This is a genomic window from Candidatus Acidiferrales bacterium, from assembly GCA_035934015.1.
Lineage (GTDB): Bacteria > Acidobacteriota > Terriglobia > Acidiferrales > UBA7541 > DAHUXN01.
In genome coordinates, this window is the sequence record DASYYH010000005.1 from 1 (window position 1) to 2759 (window position 2759).

A 2759-nucleotide genomic window follows, 5' to 3' on the forward strand; every position below is an offset into this window, starting at 1 on the left:
CAAGAGAGACCGCGAGAGCAATCCAAGTGCTAGACACGATTTACCCGGGAAAATTCATCGCGCGGTGAGCATGGTCTCAAGGCGTTCCTTTACCTCTTGAGGCTTGCGGTCGGCGAAATACCAATCCATAGTGCGACGAAGGCCTTCGCGGAACATGACTTTTGGCTCCCACCCGAGAAGTTTCTTTGCCAAAGAGTTGTCGGCAACACGATTAGCGGGGCCTGTTGGCATTTGACGCAGAAATTTGAAATCAGCTTTGCGTCCAGCAAATTCGAGAGTGAGTTTGGCGGCATCAATCACACGCACGCGCTCCATCGTGCCAAGGTTCACGGCTGTGCCATCCTGGATTTTCTCCGCAGCCAGAATCGTCCCATCGACGATATCGTCCACGTAAGTCCAATTGCGAATCTGCTGCCCGTCGCCCCAGATCTCAAACGGATTCTGTCCGACGAATGCGCGGGCAATCATGGCAATGACTGCGTGGTTTTCCACGCCACGCGGGCCGTACACCGTGAAATATCGGCAGGAGGCGGCTCCGAGCTTATATTCCTGGTGATATGCCTGAAGCGTCAGTTCCGCCATCAGTTTGGCCCAGCCATACATATTGTCGGCGTCATGCGGCGGCTTGACGTCTTGTTCCTTTAGATAGATTTCTCTGGCGGTATCGGTCTGCATGGAATTGGGGTAGACGCATCCGGAAGAAGCATAAACGACTTTCTCAACCCCGGCTTTAATAGCTTCCCAAAATACCAAGCCATCGAGAAACAAATTCGATGCAGGGCCCGCTTGATGCAAATCCACGTATCCGCGGCCACCATGATCGGCGGCGAGATGAAATACCACTTGTATATCTTTCATCGCAGAGCGAGCGACGCCGGGTTCCCTTAAATCAGCTTCAACGAAACTGACACGGCCGGAATTGACATGGGCTTGGATGTTTTCGAGGCGTCCGCTCGACAAATCGTCTACAACGCGCACATGCGCGCCGCGCGCGATGAGTGCATCCACCAGATTTGAGCCAATGAAGGACGCGCCACCGGTGACTAATACCTTTTTATGCTGCCAGATTTCTGCCTCCCGGCGGGTGAGATCGCGCCGCTTCTTCGATGACCCCTGTGAATTTTTCAAGCTCCGTAACTCTAGCATATTTTTTAGCGGCATCACCGGCACGTTCACCCATGATCTTGAGGCGACTTGGGTCACTTCTGAGCACTCGAATGGCTGCGGCAACGTCGGCGGGACTATCCGGGTCGGCGACAAGGCCACATTCATTCTCGCGAACAATACGAGCCACATCGCATTGCTCTGGCGCGACAGCTAAGATGGGCCGGCCCGCGGCGAGCGTCGAATAGAGCTTGCTGGGAACGACTACGCCACTGAGTCCACGCCTGATTGTCACTACGTGGACATCACCGGCGGCCATGACGCAGGGAACTTCGTTCCCTGGCCGAAATGGAAGGAAGCGAATGCAAGAATAGCCGCGACTCAATACCTCGAGGCGCGCACGGTTGGCACCGTCACCGACAAATACCAATTGCCCTCCGTCGCCATCGAATGATTTTGCAGCTTCAATAAGTGTGCTCCAGGCGCCATAGAAACCCAGATTGCCCGCATGCAATACGACAAACTTTGCAGAGCCGCGAATTTCGCGAGTTGCCGGGTGATCCGCAGGAGCGGGTGAGACCGGAAGCATGGTCCCATCTCGAATGACGACTACCTGATCAGCGGATACCCCCTTCGACAGGATGAGTTCGCGCATGTCCTCACCGAGGACGATAATGCGAGATGCTTGACACAAGGCTTTGCGATGCAAACGCTCCCATCCACTGACCCATGATCGCGGGCGCACGATTTCGCCGCCGATGGCCATATCCGGATAAAGATCGCGGATGTTGTAGACAAAAGGCAGTCGTTTCATGCGCGCAACGGCAGCACCCAAGATGCCGGCGAATGGAGGATCGGTCATCGCAAGTATGATATCGGCTTTGAGCGCTAAAGCTCGGGGCACGACTAGCGAGACATAGCTGAGATAATTTGCGACGCGACGTCGCATGCGATGACGTGAAAAAGCCGTCGAACCCACACGTTCTACGACGAATCCGTTGCGCGCATCGCGGCGAAGAAACGAGTACGGATAGCGTTCGCTGGGATCATAAGAGGGGCGCCCGGCGAGGATCGTGACGCGGTGGCGTTTTGAAAGAGTCTCCGCGACACTTGCGGCCATATTCGCCGTGGCCGAGGTGTCAGGCGGAAAATATTGATTCAGCAATAAAATATGCACTGCGTTTTCCCAAGTGTCCTAGTGCGAATGTCAGCGGAGGGCGCCGGATTCGCACAAGATGACCCCTATCCGCGTGAGATCACCCAGCTTTACTGCCGGCCAGCGCCTGAGGATTTCGCGCCGGCGGGGCTACCGACTGTTTCTCCAAAATTACATTTCCAATCACCAGCACATCCATTTTCGTTCGTTCAAAACAATTCAACGCCTCTTCCGGGCGGCAAACAATCGGCTCATTGTCATTGAATGATGTGTTCAAGAGGACAGGCACCCCCGTGTTGTCGCCGAAGGCACGAAGAAGGCGCCAAAAGAGCGGATGCGAAGTGCGGCTTACCGTTTGAAGACGTGCCGTGCCATCCGCATGAGTGACTGCAGGAATGACCGCCCGTTTTGATTGGCGGACTGGCAATGCGAATGTCATGAACGGCGAGGGATGAGTACGTTCGAAAAATTCTCCGGCGGATTCTTCAAGAATGGACGG

3 protein-coding genes are annotated in these 2759 nt (G+C 55.1%); all 3 read right to left on the reverse strand.

What is annotated here, in order from left to right; translation table 11 throughout:
- Positions 1 to 54: 54 nt before the first annotated feature.
- Complete coding sequence (locus tag VGR81_02435; GenBank protein ID HEV2287789.1) at positions 55 to 1128, reverse strand: SDR family NAD(P)-dependent oxidoreductase; 1074 nt, start codon at positions 1126 to 1128, stop codon at positions 55 to 57.
- On the reverse strand, positions 1055 to 2224 hold the full coding sequence (locus VGR81_02440; GenBank protein HEV2287790.1) for a glycosyltransferase family 4 protein: 1170 nt from the start codon (positions 2222 to 2224) through the stop codon (positions 1055 to 1057). The genes VGR81_02435 and VGR81_02440 overlap by 74 nt, the downstream gene beginning before the upstream one ends.
- Positions 2225 to 2360: 136 nt before the next feature.
- The coding region (locus VGR81_02445; GenBank protein HEV2287791.1) for a carbamoyltransferase C-terminal domain-containing protein at positions 2361 to 2759 on the reverse strand (399 nt) is incomplete at its 5' end.